The organism is Bacteroides hominis (assembly GCF_033042785.2).
Lineage (GTDB): Bacteria > Bacteroidota > Bacteroidia > Bacteroidales > Bacteroidaceae > Bacteroides > Bacteroides hominis.
In genome coordinates this window covers 651342-668731 of record NZ_CP178829.1, presented here as the reverse complement: position 1 = coordinate 668731, position 17390 = coordinate 651342, and the positions used below count along the sequence as shown (strand labels likewise).

Annotated in this window: 15 protein-coding genes; 13 read left to right on the top strand and 2 right to left on the bottom strand. The window is 42.3% G+C overall.

What is annotated here, in order from left to right; translation table 11 throughout:
- The 3 genes from rplL to rpoC all read left to right on the top strand — a co-directional run bounded on the left by rplL (nucleotide 1) and on the right by rpoC (nucleotide 8719).
- The gene (gene rplL / locus R3O62_RS03255; RefSeq protein ID WP_005782165.1) at nucleotides 1-375 is read left to right on the top strand and encodes a 50S ribosomal protein L7/L12; all 375 of its coding nucleotides are present in this window, start codon (nucleotides 1-3) and stop codon (nucleotides 373-375) included.
- 104 nt (nucleotides 376-479) lie between these two features.
- Nucleotides 480-4289 (top strand): DNA-directed RNA polymerase subunit beta, encoded by a 3810-nt coding sequence (rpoB, locus tag R3O62_RS03250; protein WP_317472983.1) that lies wholly within the window; start codon nucleotides 480-482, stop codon nucleotides 4287-4289.
- 146 nt (nucleotides 4290-4435) lie between these two features.
- Nucleotides 4436-8719, top strand: a complete 4284-nt coding sequence (rpoC, locus tag R3O62_RS03245) for a DNA-directed RNA polymerase subunit beta' (RefSeq protein ID WP_005811389.1) — start codon at nucleotides 4436-4438, stop codon at nucleotides 8717-8719.
- Between the two features lie 69 nt (nucleotides 8720-8788).
- Here rpoC and R3O62_RS03240 read toward each other — a convergent pair whose 3' ends face one another.
- Entirely contained in the window at nucleotides 8789-9925 is a 1137-nt protein-coding gene (locus R3O62_RS03240; protein WP_005782172.1) for an acyltransferase, read from the bottom strand.
- A gap of 76 nt (nucleotides 9926-10001) precedes the next feature.
- The gene (locus R3O62_RS03235) at nucleotides 10002-10565 is read right to left on the bottom strand and encodes a Crp/Fnr family transcriptional regulator (RefSeq protein ID WP_317472984.1); all 564 of its coding nucleotides are present in this window, start codon (nucleotides 10563-10565) and stop codon (nucleotides 10002-10004) included.
- Between the two features lie 191 nt (nucleotides 10566-10756).
- On the opposite strand from R3O62_RS03235, the gene R3O62_RS03230 reads away from it, so the two are divergent.
- The 10 genes from R3O62_RS03230 to rplW all read left to right on the top strand — a co-directional run bounded on the left by R3O62_RS03230 (nucleotide 10757) and on the right by rplW (nucleotide 17387).
- Complete coding sequence (locus R3O62_RS03230; RefSeq protein ID WP_005791529.1) at nucleotides 10757-11002, top strand: GlsB/YeaQ/YmgE family stress response membrane protein; 246 nt, start codon at nucleotides 10757-10759, stop codon at nucleotides 11000-11002.
- Nucleotides 11003-11064: 62 nt separating this feature from the next.
- Nucleotides 11065-11325, top strand: a complete 261-nt coding sequence (locus R3O62_RS03225; RefSeq protein ID WP_005782178.1) for a YtxH domain-containing protein — start codon at nucleotides 11065-11067, stop codon at nucleotides 11323-11325.
- 338 nt (nucleotides 11326-11663) lie between these two features.
- The gene (locus R3O62_RS03220) at nucleotides 11664-11969 is read left to right on the top strand and encodes a DUF3467 domain-containing protein (protein WP_005811382.1); all 306 of its coding nucleotides are present in this window, start codon (nucleotides 11664-11666) and stop codon (nucleotides 11967-11969) included.
- A 250-nt stretch (nucleotides 11970-12219) separates the two neighbouring features.
- Entirely contained in the window at nucleotides 12220-12621 is a 402-nt protein-coding gene (rpsL, locus tag R3O62_RS03215; RefSeq protein ID WP_005675419.1) for a 30S ribosomal protein S12, read from the top strand.
- A gap of 160 nt (nucleotides 12622-12781) precedes the next feature.
- The gene (rpsG, locus tag R3O62_RS03210; protein ID WP_005782183.1) at nucleotides 12782-13258 is read left to right on the top strand and encodes a 30S ribosomal protein S7; all 477 of its coding nucleotides are present in this window, start codon (nucleotides 12782-12784) and stop codon (nucleotides 13256-13258) included.
- A gap of 54 nt (nucleotides 13259-13312) precedes the next feature.
- Nucleotides 13313-15430 (top strand): elongation factor G, encoded by a 2118-nt coding sequence (gene fusA, locus R3O62_RS03205; RefSeq protein WP_005782185.1) that lies wholly within the window; start codon nucleotides 13313-13315, stop codon nucleotides 15428-15430.
- Between the two features lie 82 nt (nucleotides 15431-15512).
- The gene (gene rpsJ, locus R3O62_RS03200) at nucleotides 15513-15818 is read left to right on the top strand and encodes a 30S ribosomal protein S10 (RefSeq protein WP_005782187.1); all 306 of its coding nucleotides are present in this window, start codon (nucleotides 15513-15515) and stop codon (nucleotides 15816-15818) included.
- Between the two features lie 18 nt (nucleotides 15819-15836).
- Nucleotides 15837-16454 carry a 50S ribosomal protein L3 gene (rplC, locus tag R3O62_RS03195; RefSeq protein WP_005782189.1) on the top strand — a complete coding sequence of 206 codons (618 nt, stop codon included), beginning with the start codon at nucleotides 15837-15839 and terminating at the stop codon, nucleotides 16452-16454.
- Complete coding sequence (rplD, locus tag R3O62_RS03190; protein WP_005782191.1) at nucleotides 16454-17080, top strand: 50S ribosomal protein L4; 627 nt, start codon at nucleotides 16454-16456, stop codon at nucleotides 17078-17080. Before rplC ends, rplD begins: the two co-directional genes overlap by 1 nt.
- A 16-nt stretch (nucleotides 17081-17096) precedes the next feature.
- Nucleotides 17097-17387 (top strand): 50S ribosomal protein L23, encoded by a 291-nt coding sequence (rplW, locus tag R3O62_RS03185; RefSeq protein WP_005782193.1) that lies wholly within the window; start codon nucleotides 17097-17099, stop codon nucleotides 17385-17387.
- Nucleotides 17388-17390 lie beyond the last annotated feature (3 nt).

The following is a 17390-nucleotide window of genomic DNA, read 5'->3' as shown; positions in this document are numbered from 1 at the left end:
ATGGCAGATTTGAAAGCTTTTGCAGAACAATTAGTTAACTTGACAGTAAAAGAAGTTAATGAACTTGCAACTATCCTTAAAGAAGAATATGGTATTGAACCTGCTGCTGCAGCTGTAGCTGTTGCTGCTGGTCCTGCAGCTGGTGCTGCTGCCGCAGAAGAAAAGTCTTCTTTCGACGTAGTATTGAAGAGCGCTGGTGCAGCTAAACTTCAGGTTGTTAAAGCCGTTAAAGAAGCTTGTGGTCTTGGCTTGAAAGAAGCTAAGGACATGGTAGACGGTGCTCCTAGTGTAGTAAAAGAAGGTTTGGCTAAAGACGAAGCAGAATCATTGAAGAAAACATTGGAAGAAGCTGGAGCTGAAGTTGAACTTAAATAACATTAGCCTGGTAATCAGGTAATTCGGTTAAGAATCCTTCACAAGAGGATTCTTAACCTTTTTGTGTATATATTTAAAATTAAGTTCTCCAAATTCATTGACAGATGTCTTCAAATACTGTAAATCAAAGAGTTAATTTTGCTTCGACTAAGAATCCGCTTGAATATCCGGATTTCCTGGAAGTACAATTGAAGTCATTCCAAGACTTTCTACAACTAGATACCCCACCTGAGAAGCGTAAAAAAGAGGGATTGTATAAAGTATTTGCCGAAAACTTCCCAATTGCCGACACAAGAAACAATTTTGTTCTTGAGTTTCTGGACTATTATATTGATCCGCCGCGCTATACCATTGATGATTGTATAGAGCGTGGGCTTACATATAGTGTCCCATTGAAAGCGAAACTCAAGCTTTACTGTACAGACCCCGATCATGAGGATTTCGATACAGTGATTCAGGATGTGTTCCTTGGTCCTATCCCTTACATGACTGATAAGGCAACTTTCGTCATCAATGGTGCTGAACGTGTAGTTGTGTCGCAGCTTCACCGTTCTCCGGGCGTATTCTTCGGTCAGAGTGTACATGCCAATGGTACAAAATTGTACTCGGCCCGTATCATCCCGTTCAAGGGATCATGGATTGAGTTTGCTACCGACATCAACAATGTGATGTATGCTTATATCGATCGTAAGAAGAAGTTACCTGTTACTACGCTGTTAAGAGCTATTGGCTTTGAGAATGACAAAGACATTCTTGAGATTTTTAACTTGGCTGAAGATGTAAAGGTTAACAAAACAAATCTCAAGAAGGTAGTAGGTCGTAAATTGGCTGCACGTGTCTTGAAAACCTGGATTGAAGATTTCGTTGATGAAGATACCGGTGAAGTTGTTTCTATCGAGCGTAATGAAGTCATTATCGACCGTGAAACAGTGATCGAACCGGAACATATAGATGAAATAATTGACTCGGGCGTTCAAAACATCCTTATTCATAAGGAAGAGCCGAATCAGTCCGACTACTCTATTATATATAATACCCTTCAGAAAGATCCGAGTAACTCGGAAAAGGAAGCTGTGCTGTATATCTATCGCCAATTGCGTAATGCAGATCCGGCTGATGATGCCAGTGCCCGTGAGGTTATCAATAACCTGTTCTTTTCTGAAAAGCGGTATGACCTTGGTGATGTAGGGCGTTACAGAATCAACAAAAAGTTGAATTTGACGACAGACATGGATGTGCGTGTCCTCACCAAAGAAGATATTATTGAGATCATTAAATATCTGATTGAGTTGATTAACTCTAAAGCAGATGTGGATGATATTGACCACTTAAGTAACCGTCGTGTACGTACTGTAGGCGAGCAGCTGTCTAATCAGTTTGCTGTCGGTTTGGCACGTATGTCGCGTACTATTCGTGAACGTATGAACGTTCGTGATAACGAGGTGTTTACTCCGATTGATTTGATCAACGCAAAGACTATTTCTTCAGTGATCAATTCGTTCTTCGGAACTAATGCATTGTCTCAGTTTATGGACCAGACAAACCCGTTGGCTGAGATTACTCACAAGCGCCGTATGTCTGCCCTTGGTCCTGGTGGTCTGTCTCGTGAACGTGCCGGATTTGAGGTTCGTGACGTTCACTATACGCACTATGGACGTCTTTGTCCGATTGAGACACCGGAAGGTCCGAACATCGGTTTGATTTCATCACTTTGCGTGTTTGCTAAGATCAATGACCTTGGTTTCATTGAAACTCCTTACCGTAAAGTAGATAATGGTAAAGTAGACCTTTCTGAAAACGGACTTGTCTACCTGACAGCTGAAGAAGAAGCCAAGATCATTGCACAGGGTAATGCTCCGCTGAATGATGATGGAACATTTATTCGCAATAAGGTTAAGTCTCGTCAGGATGCCGATTATCCGGTTGTAGAACCTTCAGAAGTAGAGTTGATGGACGTTGCTCCTCAGCAGATTGCTTCTATTGCTGCATCTTTGATCCCATTTCTTGAACATGATGACGCTAACCGTGCTTTGATGGGATCGAACATGATGCGCCAGGCAGTTCCGTTGTTGAGAAGCGAAGCCCCGATCGTAGGTACAGGTATCGAGCGCCAGTTGGTGCGTGATTCACGTACTCAGATTGCTGCTGAGGGTGATGGTGTAATTGATTTTGTTGATGCTACTACTATTCGTATTCTGTACGATCGTACTGAAGATGAAGAGTTTGTAAGCTTCGAACCTGCATTGAAAGAATACAGGATTCCGAAGTTCCGCAAAACGAACCAAAATATGACTATTGACCTTCGTCCGATCTGCAATAAAGGTGATCGTGTGACAAAAGGTCAGATTTTGACAGAAGGTTATTCTACCGAGAATGGTGAGCTTGCTTTGGGGAAGAACCTGCTTGTAGCCTACATGCCTTGGAAAGGTTATAACTATGAGGATGCTATCGTGTTGAACGAACGTGTAGTTCGCGAGGACTTGCTGACTTCAGTTCACGTAGAAGAGTATTCACTCGAAGTTCGTGAAACCAAGCGTGGTATGGAAGAGTTGACTTCCGATATCCCTAATGTTAGTGAAGAAGCCACTAAGGATCTTGATGAGAACGGTATTGTACGTGTTGGTGCACGCATTCAGCCGGGTGATATACTAATTGGCAAGATCACTCCGAAAGGTGAATCTGATCCTTCTCCGGAAGAAAAATTGCTTCGTGCCATTTTTGGAGATAAAGCGGGTGATGTGAAAGACGCTTCTTTGAAAGCATCCCCTTCATTGAAGGGTGTGATCATTGACAAGAAGTTATTCTCTCGTGTCATTAAAAACCGTAGTTCTAAGTTGGCCGATAAGGCATTGCTTCCAAAGATTGATGATGAATTTGAATCTAAGGTAGCAGACTTGAAACGCATTCTGGTGAAGAAACTGATGGCATTGACCGAAGGTAAAGTATCTCAAGGCGTGAAAGACTATCTGGGTGCCGAAGTTATTGCCAAAGGTTCTAAGTTCAGTGCATCAGATTTCGATTCACTTGATTTCACCGCAATACAGTTGAGCGACTGGACTAATGATGATCATGCGAACGGTATGATTCGTGATTTGATCCTGAACTTCATCAAGAAGTACAAAGAGCTCGATGCAGAACTGAAACGTAAGAAGTTTGCTATCACAATTGGTGATGAACTGCCTGCAGGAATCATCCAGATGGCGAAAGTATATATTGCTAAGAAACGTAAGATTGGTGTAGGTGATAAGATGGCAGGTCGTCACGGTAATAAAGGTATCGTGTCACGTGTTGTTCGCCAGGAAGACATGCCATTCCTGGAAGATGGTACTCCGGTGGATATTGTATTGAACCCGTTGGGTGTACCTTCACGTATGAACATTGGTCAGATTTTTGAGGCTGTCCTCGGACGTGCCGGAAAGAATTTGGGTGTAAAGTTCGCTACACCGATTTTTGATGGTGCAACTCTTGACGACTTGAACGAATGGACAGATAAAGCTGGCTTGCCTCGCTATTGCAAGACTTATCTTTGCGACGGTGGTACAGGAGAACGCTTTGACCAACCAGCAACTGTAGGTGTTACTTATATGTTGAAACTCGGTCACATGGTTGAAGACAAGATGCACGCACGTTCTATCGGTCCATACTCATTGATTACTCAGCAACCTCTTGGTGGTAAAGCTCAATTTGGTGGTCAGCGTTTCGGAGAGATGGAGGTTTGGGCACTCGAAGGTTTCGGTGCATCACATATTCTCCAGGAAATCTTGACAATTAAGTCGGATGATGTTGTAGGACGTTCTAAGGCTTATGAAGCAATTGTGAAGGGCGAACCTATGCCGCAGCCGGGTATCCCTGAATCTTTGAACGTGTTGTTGCACGAGTTAAGAGGATTGGGGCTGAGCATCAATTTGGAATAATGAACTAATGTGCCAATATGCCAATGTACCGATTAAGGTACATTGGCTGTGGCATTTCATAATTAGCATGTTTTCTTATTGGCACATTGGCATTAGCCAATCGGCACATTATTTAGTTAATTAGCATATCATATAATTATAAAAGTATGGCTTTTAGAAAAGAAAATAAGATCAAGAGCAATTTCTCGAAAATCTCTATCGGTTTGGCTTCTCCGGAAGAAATCCTTGAGAATTCGAGTGGTGAAGTATTAAAGCCTGAAACCATCAACTATCGTACGTACAAACCCGAGCGTGACGGTTTGTTCTGCGAACGTATCTTCGGCCCGATCAAAGACTACGAATGCCATTGCGGTAAATACAAACGTATCCGTTATAAAGGTATTGTCTGCGACCGTTGTGGTGTAGAAGTTACTGAAAAGAAAGTACGTCGCGAACGTATGGGACATATTCAGCTTGTTGTGCCTGTGGCTCACATCTGGTATTTCCGTTCGCTGCCCAATAAGATCGGTTACTTACTGGGTCTTCCCACTAAGAAACTTGATTCTATCATTTACTACGAACGTTATGTTGTCATTCAGCCAGGTGTGAAAGCTGAAGACGGCATTGCCGAATTCGATTTGCTATCGGAAGAAGAATATCTCGATATTCTTGATACTCTTCCCAAAGACAACCAGTATCTGGAAGATACGGATCCTAACAAGTTCATCGCTAAGATGGGTGCCGAAGCGATCTATGATTTGCTTGCACGTCTTGATCTTGATGCGTTGTCATACGAACTGCGCCACCGCGCCGGCAATGATGCTTCGCAACAACGTAAGAACGAGGCTCTGAAACGTCTTCAGGTGGTAGAGTCGTTCCGTGCATCACGCGGACGCAACAAGCCGGAATGGATGATCGTACGAATTGTACCGGTGATCCCGCCTGAACTTCGTCCATTGGTTCCGTTGGATGGTGGTCGTTTTGCTACATCCGATTTGAATGACCTTTATCGTCGTGTGATTATCCGTAACAACCGTTTGAAACGTTTGATTGAAATTAAGGCTCCTGAAGTGATTCTCCGCAACGAGAAACGTATGCTCCAGGAATCTGTCGATTCATTGTTTGATAACTCACGTAAGTCAAGTGCAGTTAAGACTGATGCCAACCGTCCGTTGAAATCATTGTCAGACAGTTTGAAAGGTAAGCAAGGACGTTTCCGTCAGAACTTGCTGGGTAAACGTGTTGACTATTCAGCCCGTTCGGTAATTGTTGTTGGTCCGGAATTGAGAATGCACGAGTGTGGTATTCCTAAGCTGATGGCTGCCGAGTTGTACAAACCGTTCATTATTCGTAAACTGATTGAGCGCGGTATCGTAAAGACTGTGAAGTCTGCTAAGAAAATTGTAGACCGTAAGGAGCCGGTGATTTGGGATATCCTTGAACACGTAATGAAAGGTCATCCGGTATTGCTGAACCGTGCTCCGACACTTCACCGTTTGGGTATCCAGGCTTTCCAACCCAAAATGATCGAGGGTAAAGCTATCCAGTTACACCCATTGGCATGTACAGCGTTTAATGCCGACTTTGACGGTGACCAAATGGCGGTTCACTTGCCTTTGAGTAACGAAGCAGTGCTTGAAGCCCAAATGTTGATGTTGGCTTCTCACAATATTCTGAATCCTGCTAATGGTGCTCCTATTACTGTTCCTTCACAGGATATGGTGCTTGGTCTGTATTATATTACTAAGCTCCGTAAAGGCGCGAAAGGTGAAGGGCTCACATTCTATGGTCCGGAAGAAGCGTTGATCGCTTATAATGAAGGTAAGGTAGACATCCATGCTCCGGTGAAGGTTATTGTGAAAGACCTTGACGAAAATGGAAACATTGTTGATGTAATGCGTGAAACTTCAGTAGGTCGTGTAATCGTGAACGAGATCGTTCCGCCTGAAGTAGGATATATCAATACTATTATCTCTAAGAAGTCGTTGCGTGACATTATTAGTGCCGTAATCAAGGCTTGCGGTGTTGCTAAAACTGCTGATTTCCTTGACGGAATCAAGAATTTGGGTTACAAGATGGCCTTCCAAGGCGGTCTGTCATTCAACTTGGGTGATATTATCATTCCAGAAGAGAAAGAGACACTTGTTCAGAGAGGTTACGATGAAGTTGAGCAAGTGATCAATAACTATAACATGGGTTTCATTACCAATAACGAACGTTACAATCAGGTGATTGATATCTGGACACATGTTAACTCTGAGTTGTCTAACATTTTGATGAAGACTATTTCTTCTGATGATCAGGGTTTCAATTCTGTGTACATGATGCTTGATTCCGGTGCCCGTGGTTCTAAAGAGCAGATTCGTCAGCTTTCCGGTATGCGTGGTTTGATGGCTAAGCCGCAGAAAGCAGGTGCCGAAGGTGGCCAGATCATCGAAAACCCGATTTTGTCGAACTTTAAAGAAGGACTTTCCGTATTGGAGTATTTTATCTCTACCCACGGTGCCCGTAAAGGTTTGGCTGATACCGCATTGAAGACTGCCGATGCCGGATATCTGACTCGTCGTCTGGTAGACGTTTCGCATGATGTTATTATTAATGAAGAGGATTGCGGTACGCTCCGCGGATTGGTTTGTACAGACCTTAAGAACAACGATGAAGTTATCGCTACCTTGTACGAACGCATCCTTGGTCGTGTATCCGTACATGATATCATACATCCCCAGACCGGAGAACTGTTGGTTGCTGGTGGTGAAGAAATTACAGAAGATATCGCTAAGAAGATACAGGAGTCTCCGATCGAAAGTGTTGAAATCCGTTCGGTATTGACTTGCGAATCGAAGAAGGGAGTTTGCGCGAAATGTTACGGCCGTAATCTGGCTACGAACCATATGGTTCAGAAAGGTGAGGCTGTCGGTGTAATTGCTGCCCAGTCTATTGGTGAACCGGGTACACAGTTGACACTGCGTACATTCCATGCCGGTGGTACGGCTGCCAATATCGCAGCTAATGCAAGTATCGTTGCCAAGAACAATGCTCGTTTGGAATTCGAAGAACTTCGTACGGTAGATATTGTCGACGAAACAGGTGAAGCTGCCAAAGTGGTAGTAGGCCGTTTGGCTGAAGTTCGTTTCATCGACGTCAATACGGGTATTGTACTTTCTACACACAACGTTCCTTACGGTTCTACACTTTATGTAGCCGATGGTGAAATAGTAGAAAAAGGTAAGCTGATTGCGAAGTGGGACCCGTTCAACGCTGTTATCATAACGGAGGCTACTGGTAAGATCGAATTCGAGGGCGTTATTGAAAACGTTACTTATAAGATTGAGTCGGATGAAGCAACCGGACTTCGTGAAATTATCATTATCGAATCTAAGGATAAAACTAAAGTTCCTTCTGCCCATATTCTGACGGAAGATGGTGACTTGATTCGTACATACAATTTACCTGTGGGTGGACACGTTGTGATCGAAAATGGTCAGAAGGTGAAAGCTGGTGAGGTAATCGTTAAGATTCCGCGTGCCGTAGGTAAGGCTGGTGATATTACCGGTGGTCTTCCTCGTGTTACAGAGTTGTTTGAAGCACGTAACCCGTCGAACCCTGCTGTTGTATCTGAAATAGATGGTGAGGTAACTATGGGTAAGGTGAAACGTGGTAATCGTGAGATCATCGTTACTTCTAAGACTGGTGAAGTGAAGAAATATCTTGTTCCGCTGTCTAAACAGATTCTTGTACAGGAGAACGATTATGTTCGTGCCGGTACTCCGCTGTCTGATGGTGCTACCACTCCGGCTGATATTTTGGCGATCAAAGGTCCTACGGCTGTACAGGAATATATCGTGAATGAAGTTCAGGACGTATACCGTTTGCAGGGTGTGAAGATTAATGATAAGCATTTTGAAATTATCGTTCGTCAGATGATGCGTAAAGTAACTATTGACGAGCCGGGCGATACTCGTTTCCTTGAACAACAGGTTGTCGATAAACTGGAATTCATGGAAGAAAATGATCGTATCTGGGGTAAGAAGGTAGTTGTAGATGCTGGTGATTCTGAAAACTTGAAAGCAGGTCAGATTGTTACTGCCCGTAAGTTGCGTGATGAAAACAGTATGTTGAAACGCCGTGACCTTAAACCGGTTGAAGTGCGTGATGCTGTTGCCGCTACTTCTACTCAGATTCTTCAGGGTATCACTCGTGCTGCATTGCAGACTTCAAGCTTTATGTCAGCTGCTTCCTTCCAGGAAACAACTAAAGTCTTGAACGAAGCTGCCATCAACGGTAAGATAGATAAATTGGAAGGTATGAAGGAGAACGTAATTTGCGGTCACCTCATTCCGGCAGGTACAGGACTGCGCGAATTTGATAAGATCATTGTAGGTTCTAAAGAAGAGTACGATCGTATTTTGGCTAACAAAAAGACTGTGCTTGACTATAATGAAGTAGAATAATACAATTCAATTGACTATAACTGAAAAAGAGCAATTGCCGTAAAGGTGATTGCTCTTTTTTATAGGATGTTATCGTATGAAACGATCGGTTAGTTTACTTTTCGACATTAACCAGACGATAGCGTAGCATGTCAGGAATACGAGACAGGCCATACTGATGATACGTACGATATATGGTAACTGTTCCTTATCCAACAAGTCGTAGGCGACAAATACAAATACGTAGTGGCTCAGGTAAATGCCGAATGTGAGTGATGCCATATGGGATAACCATCGGTTTGAAGGAACCTTTATTTTCTGCACGATTACAAATACTGGGAAGGTCATCATAAACACGTTGATGCCCGCAAAGTACCATACAATTTCCAAATAGGCATAATTGCCCGGGAAGTGGTTCTGTGTGATGACATATCCGTATGAAGTAATCAGATAGCCTACCAGAAACATCGGAATGGTGACGCCCAAGAGTTTCTTCCAACTCCACTTTAGTGGATACCTCGTAAGATAATAGGCCAGTAAAAGATAGCCGATAAATCCTGAGAAATAATAGAAAGTTCCGTAGTCATTCCAATCACATATTCCCCATAAACCCATATTGCCATAGTTGCCTTGATAGCCCAGCATCGGAGCGAACATTTTAACGTAAGGTGCTATTAGACTCACGCCCCAAATGCTTAGGAATAGCTTCAGTTCCTTTTTCGACGCTTTTTCCAACCAACCACTGACAATAGGCATCACCAAATACAGGCCAATCAGCATATAGAGATACCATAATGGAACTGTATCGAAATTGAAGTTAAAGATAAATGTATACAGTTTGATCCACAAAGCCTCCAAACTATGATCCGGCATGGAAATCAATGGATTTTGAGTATTAGGGTTGATGTAGTTCAGATATACGAAATACAGTACAGGTAAGACCAGTGACCAAAAGATTATCGGAGGAATCAGTCTCCCGATCCTCTTCTTGTAAAATGTCCCCATGTCGGTTCGTACGGGAAATAGCAATACACCGGTCATCATAACAAAAATGGGTACACATGGGCGCATCAAGCTACCTAAAAATGTTCCTGTCAGAAACGACTCCCGATTGGCGTCAAATTGCCCGATGAACGCATCGCAGCAGTGCGAAAAAACAACGAAGAAGCAGGCGAGCACCCTCAGCAGGTCAATCCAACCTATATTCTCTCTTTTCTTTAATTCCATGATATAATTGATTTAAATGTGTTAAGCGACAAATGTACAACCTATTTTGCTGTCAGCATTTGCTCTACATTAAAAATCACTCTTCCGCCCTTATTTTACTCAGGGTAGGCAAAGTAATGCCCAGATAGGCGGCAATATAACCCAGATTGACCCGGCTGCAGACATCGGGAAGTCTTTCTTTAAGTTTTGCATACCTCTCTCGGGCCGACAATGTCAGCCGTTCTTTATGTTTGCGATGGAGTTCCCGATATCTATTCTGATGAATGACTCTTCCCCAATTAGCCAATTCTATATTTGTTTCGTACAGTTCGATCAGTGTCTTGATGGGGATGGCATAGAGCAGTACATCTTCCAGTGTTTCCACAAACTCTTCACTGGGTTTACCGTAGTATAACTCATCCATGCTGAACACGATATCTCCTTCACACGAAAAAGAAGTCGTAACCTTTTTTCCGTCTACCAGCCAGTACGACCGTGTGATTCCTTTTTCTATGAAATAAGCGTATTTGTGATAGACTCCCTCCCGTATCAGCAGATACCTTTTAGGGAATCGGCACGGAGTCAGCTGTTTCGTCAGTAAATCTATTGTTTTATCAGACATCTCAGACTGCTTTTTTATGTTGTAAATTATATTTTTCATAGAACCTAAGATTATCTTTTCGGCAAAGATAACCCCTTTTTAGTAAGCGCCACAATTTGTTACCCGAAAATCCGATCTGTCTGTACTGCTTGCTTAGGCAGGTTTCTCAATAGTCGTTAATTCCTTCTTTGACTCCCGAACATTTCAGTGCCTATAGCGTTCCTATAACAAAACAATATAAATCAAGCATTATGAATTTTATCTGGTACATTTTGATAGGTATCCTTGCCGGTTATTTTGCCGGTAAGATAATGCGCGGAGGAGGTTTCGGCCTCTTAGTCAATCTCCTGTTAGGGATTATAGGTGGTGTGTTGGGTGGCTGGGTATTTGCCCTTCTCGGGCTGGCAGCAACCGGAATCATCGGTAGTTTGATTACTTCCGTTGTCGGTGCCATTTTATTTCTTTGGATAGCCTCTTTTTTCAGTCGTTCCCGATAGGGAAAACGAGCTTTATTATAGAATGATATTGTTTATTGTGGTTATATAAAAATTAATAGTTTATGGGAAGTGGAAATGCAAAATTCCTGGTGGGACTTGGAATCGGTTCTGCCATCGGTGCGCTGGTTTATCATTTTTCGCGCACAGCGAAAGCTAAGAAATTGAAAAATGATGTGTTCAATGCTCTTCATGAAATAGAGGCAGATGCCGAATTGGCAGTCGTTGAAGCAAAAGAGAAGGCCGTGAAGACAGGTGCTAAAGTGGCCGAAAAGGTGGCTGATAAAGCGACTGAGGTGAAAGATAAGTTGACATCTAACTCTTAATAATGGGTGGTGGTTTATGAACGGTGAACAATGAATAAGATAGCACTATCAAAGTGTACGGAGGTTATTGTTCGCCGTTTATGATTTATAACTGTTCCAGAAATTATTCAGATATCGTTTGAGAACTATATAAGTCTGTTCTTCCTTTCTTTACAATCCGGATGTTCCTGATCTGGCTTCAGGTATTGGATAAAGAAAGAGGGGGAGTTGTTAATAATGGTCTGTTATTGCATGCCTTGCATTCTGTTGAAAAGAGTGTAAGGCATTTGTCTTTACTATAAAACATTATCTGTATATTTGTGCCAGAAGAATTTAGAATAATCAATAATAATTAAAGTATGGAAAATCAGAATCCCGATAATCAGTTGCAAATAGAATTGAAAGAAGAAGTGGCACAGGGCACATATGCTAATTTAGCCATTATCACTCATTCAAGTTCAGAATTTGTGCTCGATTTTGTACGGGTATTACCCGGATTGCCCAAAGCGGGAGTGCAGTCGCGTATTATTCTTGCTCCCGAACATGCCAAACGTTTACAACGGGCGCTTGAAGAAAATATAGCCAAATACGAGCGTGCGTTCGGTCCGATCCGGTTGCAGGAAGAAGATACTCCACCTATATTGGATATAAAGGGAGAAGCCTGAAGAAAGCAGAAAGGGTGTAGCCATCCGAGGCAATGGGTGTAGCTATCCGGTGGAAAAGGTGTAGCCTTGGTGAGCGGATGGCTACACCCAAATTTCTTTCCATTGAAATGATTTCCGGGAAATAAGCTCTTAAAAATTAAAAAAAAGATGTAGTGCATTGATTATTCAAATATTATTCGTATTTTTGCAGCCCAAAATGTATAGTTACGAAATTAATATAACAATAATATAAATTAAAAAACAATTTAAAATGCCTACAATTCAGCAATTAGTAAGAAAAGGACGCGAAGTGCTGGTGGAGAAAAGTAAATCTCCAGCCTTGGATTCTTGTCCTCAAAGACGTGGCGTTTGCGTGAGAGTATATACAACTACTCCGAAGAAGCCGAACTCTGCAATGCGTAAAGTAGCTCGTGTACGTTTGACTAACCAGAAAGAGGTGAACTCTTACATTCCGGGAGAAGGACACAACTTGCAGGAACACTCAATCGTACTGGTTCGCGGTGGTCGTGTAAAAGACCTTCCGGGTGTACGTTACCACATCGTTCGCGGTACACTCGATACAGCAGGTGTAGCCGGACGTACTCAGAGACGTTCTAAATATGGAGCTAAACGTCCGAAACCGGGACAAGCAGCACCGGCTAAGAAGAAATAATCCGGAGTGATTCCGAATTTGATTTTTTAAATTAAAAGTAATAACTTTCGTTTTAGTTTGTTGGAATAAGCTATAAAAAGGTTGAGTAAATTCCCCGGAGGGGGAGTTGAAGACGTCAAGAAATAGACAACCAAAAACAAAAACATTATTTTTCAAACAAATGAGAAAAGCAAAACCAAAAAAACGCGTAATCCTTCCGGATCCCGTGTTCAATGACCAGAAGGTTTCTAAATTTGTAAACCATCTGATGTATGACGGAAAGAAGAATACTTCTTATGAAATCTTTTACGCCGCACTGGAAACAGTAAAAACAAAACTTCCTAACGAAGAAAAATCAGCTCTTGAAATCTGGAAAAAAGCGTTGGATAACGTAACTCCTCAAGTAGAAGTAAAATCACGCCGTGTGGGTGGTGCAACTTTCCAGGTTCCTACTGAAATCCGTCCGGATCGTAAAGAATCAATCTCAATGAAGAACTTGATTCTGTTCGCTCGTAAGAGAGGTGGTAAATCTATGGCTGATAAATTGGCTGCTGAAATCATGGATGCATTCAATGAACAAGGCGGTGCTTTCAAACGTAAAGAAGATATGCACAGAATGGCTGAAGCTAACCGTGCATTTGCTCATTTCAGATTCTAATTACTATAAGAAATACCTATTTGATTAAAAAACTTAAAGTAAAGGAAAAAGAAAATGGCAAAGAATGATTTACATTTGACTCGTAATATCGGTATCATGGCTCACATTGATGCCGGAAAGACAACAACTTCTGAACGTATCCTGTTCTACACCGGTTTAACTCACAAAATCGGTGAGGTACACGACGGTGCCGCAACAATGGACTGGATGGAGCAGGAGCAGGAACGTGGTATCACTATCACTTCTGCTGCTACAACTACTCGTTGGAAGTATGCTGGTGATACTTATAAAATCAACTTGATTGACACTCCGGGACACGTTGACTTCACTGCTGAAGTAGAACGTTCACTTCGTATTCTTGATGGTGCTGTCGCTGCTTACTGTGCAGTAGGTGGTGTAGAACCTCAGTCAGAGACTGTGTGGCGTCAGGCTGACAAATATAACGTACCGCGTATCGCTTACGTTAACAAAATGGACCGTTCGGGTGCCGACTTCTTTGAAGTAGTTCGCCAGATGAAGGCTGTTTTGGGTGCAAATCCGTGTCCGGTTGTTATTCCTATCGGTGCAGAAGAAAGCTTCAAAGGATTGGTTGACCTGATCAAGATGAAAGCTATCTATTGGCATGATGAAACAATGGGTGCTGACTACACTGTGGAAGAGATCCCGGCTAACCTCGTTGACGAAGCTAACGAATGGAGAGATAAGATGCTTGAAAAAGTTGCTGAATTTGACGATGCTTTGATGGAGAAATATTTCGACGATCCTTCTACTATCACAGAAGAAGAAGTGTTGAGAGCCCTTCGCAATGCAACTGTTCAGATGGCAGTAGTTCCGATGTTGTGCGGTTCTTCATTCAAGAATAAAGGTGTACAGACTTTGCTTGACTATGTTTGTGCTTTCTTGCCTTCTCCGTTGGATACTGAAAATGTAGTTGGTACAAACCCTGATACCGGTGCTGAGGAAGATCGTAAACCGAGCGAAGACGATAAAACTTCAGCTTTGGCATTTAAGATCGCTACTGACCCGTATGTAGGACGTCTGACTTTCTTCCGTGTATACTCTGGTAAGATTGAAGCAGGTTCTTATATCTACAACTCTCGTTCAGGTAAGAAGGAACGTGTTTCTCGTCTGTTCCAGATGCATTCAAACAAGCAGAACCCGGTAGAAGTTATCGGTGCAGGTGATATTGGTGCCGGTGTAGGTTTCAAAGATATTCACACTGGTGATACGCTGTGCGATGAAACAGCTCCGATCGTTCTTGAATCAATGGACTTCCCGGAACCGGTAATCGGTATCGCAGTTGAGCCTAAGACTCAGAAAGATATGGATAAGCTGTCTAACGGTTTGGCTAAATTGGCTGAAGAAGACCCGACATTTACAGTGAAAACTGACGAACAAACAGGTCAGACAGTTATTTCCGGTATGGGTGAGCTTCACTTGGATATCATCATCGACCGTCTGAAACGTGAGTTTAAAGTGGAATGTAACCAGGGTAAACCTCAGGTTAACTACAAAGAAGCTATCACGAAGACAGTTAATTTGCGTGAGGTCTATAAGAAACAGTCTGGTGGTCGTGGTAAGTTCGCTGATATTATTGTGAACATCGGCCCGGTTGATGAAGACTTTACTCAAGGTGGCCTGCAATTCGTTGATGAAGTGAAGGGTGGTAACATTCCTAAGGAATTCATTCCTTCAGTTCAGAAAGGTTTCCAGACTGCGATGAAGAATGGTGTATTGGCCGGCTATCCGCTGGATTCATTGAAAGTGACTTTGGTCGATGGTTCATTCCACCCGGTTGACTCTGACCAGTTGTCTTTCGAAATCTGTGCTATCCAGGCATATAAGAATGCTTGTGCTAAGGCAGGTCCTGTATTGATGGAACCTATCATGAAACTGGAAGTCGTTACTCCGGAAGAAAACATGGGTGATGTTATCGGTGACTTGAACAAACGCCGTGGCCAAGTTGAAGGTATGGAGTCAAGCCGTTCAGGAGCCCGTATCGTGAAAGCAATGGTTCCGTTGGCTGAAATGTTCGGTTATGTAACTGCGTTGCGTACCATCACTTCTGGTCGTGCAACTTCATCAATGGTTTACTCTCACCACGCTCAGGTTTCTAACTCTATTGCTAAGGCAGTATTGGAAGAAGTAAAAGGACGTGCTGATTTACTCTAAAAATATCTTAAGCAGCAGGCTAGCGAATGACTCTTAGCCTGCCGCTTTATCTTATTTATAAATTTATTAATTAAAAGAACTAATGAGTCAGAAAATTAGAATTAAACTGAAATCTTACGACCACAACTTGGTTGACAAATCAGCTGAGAAGATCGTTAGAACAGTGAAGGCTACCGGTGCTATTGTTAGCGGACCGATTCCCCTTCCGACGCACAAGCGTATCTTTACAGTGAACCGCTCTACTTTCGTTAACAAAAAATCAAGAGAGCAGTTTGAACTTTCTTCATTCAAGAGACTGATTGATATCTATAGCTCAACAGCTAAGACTGTAGATGCTCTGATGAAGTTGGAGTTACCGAGTGGTGTAGAAGTAGAAATTAAAGTGTAGTATTTAAAAATTAGTGAAATGCCAGGATTATTAGGAAAAAAAATCGGAATGACATCCGTTTTCAGTGCCGATGGTAAGAATGTACCATGCACTGTTATCGAAGCAGGTCCTTGTGTTGTTACTCAGGTAAAGACCGTAGAAAAAGATGGCTATGCAGCCGTTCAGTTGGGTTTCCAGGACAAAAAGGAAAAACATACAACTAAACCGTTGATGGGTCACTTTAAAAAGGCTGGAGTAACACCGAAGAGACACTTGGCCGAGTTCAAGGAATTTGAAAACGAGTTAAATCTGGGTGATACTGTTACAGTAGAACTGTTCGACGGCGCAGACTATGTAGACGTTGTTGGTACTTCTAAAGGTAAAGGCTTCCAGGGTGTAGTTAAAAGACATGGCTTTGGTGGTGTAGGTCAATCTACTCACGGTCAGCACAACCGTGCCCGTAAACCGGGTTCTATCGGTGCATGTTCGTATCCTGCAAAAGTATTCAAAGGAATGCGCATGGGCGGACAAATGGGTGGCGACAGAGTTACTGTTCAAAACTTACAGGTATTAAAAGTAATCGCGGAACACAATCTTCTTTTGATCAAGGGTTCTGTACCGGGTTGCAAAGGTTCAATCGTATTAATTGAAAAATAATGGAAGTTAACGTATATAACATTAAAGGTGAAGACACTGGAAGAAAGGTTACGTTAAACGAATCTATCTTCGGAATTGAGCCCAATGACCACGCTATCTATCTGGACGTAAAGCAATTTATGGCTAACCAGCGTCAGGGTACTCACAAGTCAAAAGAGAGAAGCGAAATCAGCGGATCTACTCGTAAAATCGGTCGTCAGAAAGGTGGTGGCGGTGCTCGTCGTGGTGACATGAATTCACCGGTGCTCGTAGGTGGTGGACGTGTATTTGGTCCGAAACCGAGAGACTACTACTTCAAACTGAATAAAAAAGTTAAGACATTAGCTCGTAAGTCAGCTTTGTCGTATAAAGCTCAAGACAACGCAATCGTAGTGGTGGAAGACTTCAACTTTGAGGCTCCAAAGACTAAGGTTTTCGTTGAAATGACAAAAAATCTTAAAGTTTCTGACAAAAAACTGCTTGTAGTTTTACCAGAAGCAAATAAAAATGTATATTTGTCAGCTCGTAACATCGAAGGTGCTAACGTTCAGACTATCTCAGGATTAAATACTTACAGAGTATTGAATGCTGGGGTTGTTGTGCTTACCGAAAGCTCTTTGAAGGCTATTGACAATATCTTAATCTAAAAAGGAGGCTTAAATAATGGGAATTATTATTAAACCGTTGGTGACAGAGAAAATGACTGCGATAACTGATAAGCTGAATCGTTTCGGCTTTATCGTGCGTCCTGAAGCTAATAAATTGGAAATTAAGAGTGAAGTTGAAGCCCTTTATAATGTTACGGTAGTTGATGTAAATACTGTGAAGTATGCTGGCAAAAATAAGAGCCGTTATACAAAAGCAGGTATCATCAATGGTCGTACGAATGCTTACAAAAAAGCAATCGTGACATTGAAAGAAGGAGATACTATTGATTTTTATAGCAATATTTAATAA